Below are 7,738 nucleotides of genomic sequence, written 5' to 3'. Positions count from 1 at the left end.
CGCTGGAGGAGATGTGGCTGATGCTGACGGTCATCTGTTCCACTGCAGCAGCCGTGGAGGCGGTGGCTTCGGAGGTCTGCTGGCTGCCGCGGCTGATCTGTTCGGTTTCTTCGGTCAGTTGCTGCGAGGCGGTGGCGAGCGTCGTGGAGGCTTGGTTGAAGCGGGCGACGATGTCGTGCAGCCCTTGCTGCATGACGCGCATGGAGCCCAGCAGGCTGTCGGCCTTGCCGTGGGCGTCAATGCTGCGCGAGAGGTCGCCGTTGGCAATGCCTTGGGCGATCTCGGCGGCATATTGCGGCTCGCCCCCGAGCTGGCCGAGGATGCTGCGCATGGTGCGGATGGCGAGGAAGGCGACGATGCCGATGAGGATAACGCCGGCAATCAGCAGCTTGATGGCGCTGTTCCAGAACTGACGATCAATATCGTCGGTGTAAAACCCGATTCCCGGCATCCAGCCCCAGGGCTCGAATTTGCTCACGCCCACCAGCTTGGGGTAAGAGGTTTTATCCGTGCTGTTCGGGCGGGCGGCATAGACGGTCATGAAGGCTTTGCCATCTTTGCTTTTCATCACATCTTCACGGTAGGCGGCTGCGTTCATGCGCCCATCCGGCATTTTCTCGCCGGGATCGGCTTTCCCCATGCGGCTGGCCACTGGGTGGTACACAAAGAAGTCATCCGTCAGGGTGCGAATAAAGAAGTAGTCGCTGCCTTTGCGCTGCGCCGCAATCGACTCTTTCGCCCGAGCCTGGGCATCGGCCCGGCTTAATTTCCCGCTGGTTTCCAGATCGTGAAAATACTTGAGCTGCGCATTGGCAAAATCCAGCAGTTGGGCAATCTGCGCCCGCCGCTCTTCGTGCATGCTCTGGCGCAGTTGGTACAAACCGTCGGCAGCCATTACCAGCAACCCCAGCAACGATGCTGCCACCATGATCCAGATACGAGTTTTGACTTTCATGGCCCTCGCCCTTTATTCAGTCACATGCTTTAAATAAAAAACCAGTCTTTTTCATGACACGAAAAACACGCTAAAGCTTTATCCTGTGTACCGCTTTTTTGAATATCCCGGATGCGTCCATGATTTTTGCTGCATATTTGCTCATACCTTCAAAATCAGCATCGGTTTTTGTTTCGGCATACGATTTATATCGTAGCTCAAAACCTTGCACCTGTTTCTCCAGGTGCTCTGCATTTTCATGAATTGCTGCTGAAATATTTCTCAGCTTCATTTGCATCATTTTAAGAGAGGCCATCATGCTGTCTTCCCCTCCGTTGCTTTGCTCAATATCGATTCCAAGATCGCCACTGGCAATTTTTCTCATGCATTCAGCGGCATATTTTGGTTCGCCGCCCAGCAACTTCAGGATGCTGCTCAATGCCAGAATGGCCATCAACGCAACAATTGCAATCAAACCACCGCCGAACGACAGCATCTTTGTGGCTTCTTTCATGAACAAGCGATCAATATCGTCGACGTAAAAACCGATGCCCGGCATCCAGCCCCAAGGCTCGAACTTGAGAACACCGACCAGCTTGGGGTATGAGGTCTTGTCTGTACTGTTGGGACGGGCAGCATAAACCGTCATGAAAACCTTGTTATCCCTGCTTTTGGCCAGGTCTTCCCGGTAGGCTGCAGCATTCATGCGCCCATCCGGCATTCTTTCGCCAGGATCGGCTTTCCCCATGCGGCTGGCTACGGGGTGGTACACAAACAAATCATCCGTCAGCGTGCGAATGAAAAAATAGTCGAAACCTTTCCTTTGTGCGGCAATAGCCCCTTTTGCGCGCGACTGGGCCTCTTCTCGCGAGAGGCTGCCGGTAACCTCCAGACTATGGAAGTACCTTAACTGTGCATCGGCAAAATCCAGATGCTGCGCAATTTGCGCGCGCCGCTCATTCAACAGGCTCTGACGCAATTGATACAAACCATATCCCGCCATTACAACCAGTCCTAACAGGGCTGCTGCAACAATGATCCAGATTCGCACCTTGAGCTTCATGATTTAACCTCGACGGGCATGCTATCCAGCATGAACCCAGCAAAACTCACGATAAAAAAACGTGGGAACAAGCAAAACATTCATACTTGCCCCCACGTTTTTTGGACAGACACCTGTACAACGCTATTTCAATTCACTCAGATCGGCATTGCGCCAGTAATTACATGCATGAACAGGTAGATGAACAGGATCGGCCAGGTGAGCTTGAAGAACAGCTTCTGGTAGTCGAAGAAGTTCAATTCGCAACGTTCGCACAGCAGGTACAGGGCCGGGATCACCGGACTGGCAAGACGCCAGGCTTGACCGACCATCGACGCCACGGCCATTTGCTCGGTCGAAATGCCCAGCTGGTTGCCCACCGGCGCCACAATCGCGGCGATACCGAAGTAGAACGCGTCTTGCGGCAGGAAGCAGATTGCCGGAGCTGCCAGCAGGGCATAGATCGGTGCCATGTGCACGCCCAGCGACTGCGGCAGAATGCTGATGATGCTGTTGGCAATTGCAGTCGACATCCCGCTACCACCCAGAATGCCGGTAAAGGAAGCTGCGGCAAAGGTTGCCAGCGAAGGAATCAGCACATCGGATGCGCAGTTGCGAATCAGATCCATCTGGTCTTCGAGGTTGTAGTTCACAACCAGACCGATTGCGGAGCCGATCATGAACAGGATACCGCCGTGTGCCACGTCACCGATCAGGCAGCCAACCACGGTACATGCCAGTACCAGGTTGAACCAGAAATATTGCGGGCGCTTGAATTCCGGCTCGAAGTTCTTGACGGAAGACACCATTTCTTCGATCTGTTCCGGAGTCACTTTGTGGCCGTGAGCAGGATCATAGTTGAGGCGCTTGCGCTCTTTCATGCCCAGCCAGGCGGCCACGCCGATAACGTACAATTCAGCAACCAGCATGCCCGGCAGAATCTGGCGGAACAGGAAACTCATGTCGACGCCCAGTGCGATGGAGTTGGCCACCAGCGGACCGCCCCACGGCAACTGGTTGAAAATACCGATCGGCAAGGTAATCAATACTGCCAGGTAGGAGAGCTTCAAACCCATGCGCTTGAACAGCGCCAGGAAGGCAGAAGTACACACCACGATCGTCGTCGTGGTATCGCCATCCAGTGTCACCATGCTGGCGACCATGATCGTCGCCACACAGACCTTGAGCGGGTCGCCCTTGGCTTTCTTGATGAAGAAAATGCACAGCGGATCAAACAACCCGGCCTTCAGCATGATGCCGAAGAACAGGATGGCGAACAGAATCAGGACCAGCCCCGACATGATCCCCATCTTGGGCTTGCCATTTTTCATGCTGAAGAACATGCCCTGCTTGATCCAGTCAAAGATCAGGGTAAAGTCCTTGCCGGTAATCAAACAGGCTGCGACACCGAAAACAATAGGCACCAGAATAAGTGCCGTGAACACGTTCAGCTTCTTTTTTGTCAAAAGAACCAAGAACATGATAATCATCCCGTAACCGAGTGCGGTTAACATGGTCTCTCTCCTAAACCAAACTTCATTATTGATTATTACCAGTTTTTATCTGACACATGGCGCAATAAATGCGGTGCACGGCATGTCTCATTCATTGGGTTATTTCACCAACAAAACTGGAACCTTTGACCTCTGAATCACCTTCAAGGAAACCGAGCCCAGCAGGAAATCTTCAATCGCACTTCGGCCATGCGTTCCCATCACGATCTGATCGCATTTCAACGAACTGGCCAGATTTGCGATTTCATCTCCCGCTTCGCCAATCAGATAATGACTGGCATATTTCACGCCGGCGGCATCCAATTGCTTTTGCGCCGTTTCAAGTGCCTTTTCGCCTTCCCAATGCTGATATTCCGCAATTTGCTCTTTCGGCACGGAAAAACTGCTCATGCTCATGTGCAGGGGCAAAATCGGCTGAACGTTGACCAGATGCACATCCAGCTCATCCGGTTCAACATAAAGCAAGCGCTTTTCAATAACCAGGGAAACCGCACGCAAAGAACATTCTGACCCGTCAACCGGAAGGAGTACTCTTTTCATATTGCGCCCTCAAAAAATGAAAAAATCGTTGCCCGACATGAATATCGAATTGCCAGGACACGGATTTTTAATGGAGGCCCTCAAAAATGCGCCGAAGGCCCCCTCCATGCATGACTACTTGATGAACTTGACCTGGCTATTGATCTTCTCGATCACCGGCAATTTCTTCTCGTTGAACTTGGCTTTGTTCTGATCGATCAGGTTGTTGCCCTTGGTATCGATGGAGATGATCAACGGGCCGAATTCCTTGACGCGGTTGATCCACAGCGTTTCCGGCATGCCCAGATCGCGCCATTCGGCGCCTTCGATCTCTTCGACTTCGGTCGCAGCCAGCACTGCACAGCCACCCGGGAAGATCGCATGAACTGCCTTGTACTTCTGGCAGCCTTCGACCGTATTCGGCCCCATGCCGCCCTTGCCAACGATCAGCTTCACGCCGGTCTGCTCGATGAATTCCTTCTCGAACTTTTCCATACGCATGCTGGTGGTCGGGCCAATGGAGATCATTTCGAACTTGCCGTCGCCGTGATCGACCACAATCGGGCCCGCATGGAAAATAGCCTTGCCCTTCAGATCAACCGGCAGCTCGCGCCCCAGTTCGATCAGACGACGGTGAGCCACGTCACGACAAGTAACCAGCGTGCCGGTCAGGTACACGACATCGCCTACGTTAAGCGATTCCAGATCTTCGTCTTTGATCGGAGTAGTCAGAACTTTTTTCACAGCACGGCTCCTTTGTGCGAAATGATTTCGTAGGAAAGATCGGGGTTGAAGCGGATCGTGCCGCGGCGGTGCGCCCAGCAGCCCGTGGATACGGCAACGCCAATCGTGGACGGGTGACGTGCGGACTGTTCGATATTCACGCCCATAACGGAGGAAGCACCGCCCAAACCTTGCGGGCCGATACCGACTTCGTTCAGACCTTCCTCAAGCAGCTGTTCCATCTTGGCGGCGTTTTCGTTGGCATTGCGCGAGCCCACTTCGCGGAACAGCGCCTTTTTGGACAGACGAGCCGCAGTTTCAACGGAGGTGGATACACCCACGCCAACCAGCAGCGGCGGGCATGCATTCACGCCATACGAAGTGATCACATCGAAAACGAATTGATTGACGCCCTCATAACCCTGGCCCGGCATCAGCACCTTGGCAGCGCCGGGGAGCGAGCAGCCGCCGCCAGCCATGTAGACTTCGATCTCGCAAGTATCCGAATCGGGAACGATGTCCCAATCCATCCAGGGAATGCGGTAGCCGGTATTGGTGCCCGTATTCTTTTCAATAAAGGTTTCCACCGCGTTGTGACGCAGCGGCGCCTTCTTGGTGGCTTCCAGCACTGCATTCCTCAGGATGCCTTCCAATTCACCGATATACGGGAACTTGGCACCGCAGGTGATGAAATACTGGATAGCGCCGGTATCCTGGCAGCAGGGGCGGTCCAGCTTGTCCGCAGCTTCCTGATTGGTAGCCATGGAGTCATAGACAACCTTGGCCAGCGGGGTTGTTTCCTTCTCACGAAGTTCAGCCAGCTTTTTCTGAACGTCGGTCGGCAAGCGCTTGCCAATATAACCAGTGAACTTGGTCATGACATCGGTTAGGGTATTTACTGCTTCCTGTTGGTCCACGTGTAAACTCCTTTTTTGTCTACATGAAAATAAACGGGCGAAAAGACAAATAATGAATTTTGCCTGCCGCTAAAAACAGCAATCACCGAAAAGCAGCAATACAACCGCCACAAACTGCAATCAATGTTTATCGGCCGCCCTTTAACAGACGCCCCCATTGTAGTGCCGCCGCATGAACTACAAATTAACAAACCCTCACTTCATTTTTTCCTAAAAGTTAATGATCAAACAGGGAACATCCGTGCGCACCCGCACGGCACGAACCCAGGCCGCGCCAACAACAGCAAGGATTTGCCGCCCATGGCGCAGCCGCAACCCCGCTGCCGGCAGGAAGATCAAAACAATTGGACCTGTGAAAATGACAAGCAAGGACAAGCCGTCTCGCAAGCGGCTGCGGCTTTAGAAAAAATTGACTTGTAAAATTAAGATTGGCACCAGCACCTGGAGCACTGGCTTTTTGCGTAGCCGAATGGAAAATTCTGCAAAATCAGCGAAAAATAGATAGCAAAGCGCACAAATAAACTACAACTTGATCGCGCTGGAAAATTATAAATGGCGATTTGCATTTTTTATAAACATAAAATCACATCTGTTTTTCTGCTAAGTTAATAGTGCGCATGCCTGGCAGGCAGCCGATTGCGCATAGAATGTCCTCCTGGATCAAAAAGGTACCCGCCATGGATGCTCTGACAGAGCTTGAGTTTTTCTCGATTCTAGTAAAGGCGGGGAGCCTCTCGGCTGCGGCCAGGGAGCTGGATCTGACACCGCCGGCGATCAGCAAGCGTCTGGCCCAACTGGAAGCAAGGCTGGGGGTACGGCTGCTTAACCGCACAACCCGCCACATCAGCGTCACCTCCGAGGGCGCGGTCTACCTCAACCATGCCCGCCGTATCCTGAGGGATATTCAGGAGATGGAGCAGGAGGTCTTGAACAGCAGATCGCTACCCAAGGGGCTGCTGCGGGTGAATGCCACGCTCGGCTTCGGCAGGACATACATCGCGCCAACGATCTCGGCATTCATCCGTCAATACCCGGACATGGAGGTTCAACTGAACCTCTCAGTCGCACCGCAGAACATTGCCGAAGGCGACATCGACGTTGGAATCCGCTTCGGTCTGCCGCCCGATTCGAACATCATCGCCCGGAAAATCATGCCCAACCGGCGTTTCATCTGCGCCTCGCCGCTTTATCTCAAAAAATTTCCCGCCCCAGTCATCCCCTCAGACCTGGCAAAACACAACTGCATCGTGTTGCGGCAAGACGAAACCGCATGCGGACTCTGGCGGTTCAGACACGGGGACACCACCGACACCGTAAAAGTCAAAGGCGCGCTAAGCAGCAACGACGGAGAAGTCGTCCTGAACTGGGCACTGGAAGGGCACGGCATACTGATGCGGGCAGAGTGGGATATCGCCAAATACCTGCGAAGCGGGCGCCTGGTACGGCTACTGAGTGATTACAATTTGCCCTCGGCCGATATCTACGCGGTCTACCCCGAAAGACATTACCTGTCGACCAAAGTCCGGGTTTTCATCGATTTCCTGGCCGCGCGTTTTTCCGAGCAAAAACCTGCCGCGATGTTGTCGGATGCCCAAACCACGGAAGAAAACACAGATACAGATGCTGCGGCGTCCGAATAGTGAATCCTCCACGCCCATCAAAGAAGCTCTGACCGCCTGCAACTGAGATGCGAAACACACCGCATCCAGACTGGAACAAAGGAGCCGTTATCTCTTTAGTTCCTCAGAGTTAACAATCGGCCTTTCCGCGACCGTTAGAATCCCAAATAAGTTAATTAAATTTTTGCCGGATTTGGGGTGTCAACGATGAACAAAAACAGTGCCACTTTGGCGTACAAGGGCAAGCATTACGAGTTGCCCGTCGTCAACAGCACGATGGGGCCGGATGCCGTTGACGTCCGCAGTTTGTACAAAGATGCGGGGCTTTTCACCTACGATCCCGGCCTGATGTCGACAGCATCCTGCTCCTCGGCAATCACCTATATCGACGGCGATAAGGGCGAGCTGTTCTATCGCGGCTACCCCATTGAGCAACTGGCCACGCACTGCGATTACCTGGAAACCTGCTA

At 53.4% G+C, this 7,738-nt stretch carries 9 protein-coding genes; 3 read left to right on the top strand and 6 right to left on the bottom strand.

From position 1 onward, the window contains the following. The 6 genes from BMZ36_RS14070 to ttdA form a co-directional block, all read right to left on the bottom strand. Positions 1 to 955: cache domain-containing protein (locus BMZ36_RS14070; protein WP_143086079.1), on the bottom strand; the 955-nt coding region annotated here is incomplete at its 3' end. A gap of 70 nt (positions 956 to 1,025) precedes the next feature. Further along, on the bottom strand, positions 1,026 to 1,997 hold the full coding sequence (locus tag BMZ36_RS14065; protein ID WP_091198356.1) for a cache domain-containing protein: 972 nt from the start codon (positions 1,995 to 1,997) through the stop codon (positions 1,026 to 1,028). Between the two features lie 137 nt (positions 1,998 to 2,134). Continuing rightward, positions 2,135 to 3,490, bottom strand: coding sequence for a citrate:proton symporter (locus BMZ36_RS14060; protein ID WP_091198352.1), 1,356 nt, complete (start codon positions 3,488 to 3,490; stop codon positions 2,135 to 2,137). A gap of 99 nt (positions 3,491 to 3,589) precedes the next feature. Further along, positions 3,590 to 4,030, bottom strand: a complete 441-nt coding sequence (locus tag BMZ36_RS14055) for a universal stress protein (RefSeq protein WP_091198349.1) — start codon at positions 4,028 to 4,030, stop codon at positions 3,590 to 3,592. A gap of 114 nt (positions 4,031 to 4,144) precedes the next feature. After that, the gene (gene ttdB, locus BMZ36_RS14050) at positions 4,145 to 4,753 is read right to left on the bottom strand and encodes a L(+)-tartrate dehydratase subunit beta (protein WP_091198345.1); all 609 of its coding nucleotides are present in this window, start codon (positions 4,751 to 4,753) and stop codon (positions 4,145 to 4,147) included. After that, positions 4,750 to 5,649: a L(+)-tartrate dehydratase subunit alpha gene (ttdA, locus tag BMZ36_RS14045; protein WP_091198342.1), complete on the bottom strand. Its 900-nt coding sequence runs from the start codon at positions 5,647 to 5,649 to the stop codon at positions 4,750 to 4,752. Before ttdA ends, ttdB begins: the two co-directional genes overlap by 4 nt. Positions 5,650 to 5,772: 123 nt before the next feature. Between ttdA and BMZ36_RS14440 the strand changes: the two genes are divergently transcribed. The 3 genes from BMZ36_RS14440 to BMZ36_RS14035 all read left to right on the top strand — a co-directional run. After that, positions 5,773 to 6,069 carry a hypothetical protein gene (locus BMZ36_RS14440; protein WP_143086078.1) on the top strand — a complete coding sequence of 99 codons (297 nt, stop codon included), beginning with the start codon at positions 5,773 to 5,775 and terminating at the stop codon, positions 6,067 to 6,069. Positions 6,070 to 6,326: 257 nt separating this feature from the next. Next, complete coding sequence (locus tag BMZ36_RS14040; RefSeq protein ID WP_091198360.1) at positions 6,327 to 7,289, top strand: LysR family transcriptional regulator; 963 nt, start codon at positions 6,327 to 6,329, stop codon at positions 7,287 to 7,289. A 186-nt stretch (positions 7,290 to 7,475) separates the two neighbouring features. Then, on the top strand, positions 7,476 to 7,738 hold a 263-nt coding region (locus tag BMZ36_RS14035), incomplete at its 3' end, for a citrate/2-methylcitrate synthase (RefSeq protein WP_281242255.1).

The sequence above is a fragment of the Formivibrio citricus genome, from assembly GCF_900115065.1.
In the GTDB taxonomy this organism is placed as follows: domain Bacteria; phylum Pseudomonadota; class Gammaproteobacteria; order Burkholderiales; family Chitinibacteraceae; genus Formivibrio; species Formivibrio citricus.
The sequence above is the reverse complement of the archived record's forward strand: the minus strand, read 5'-3'. Positions and strand labels throughout refer to the sequence as shown.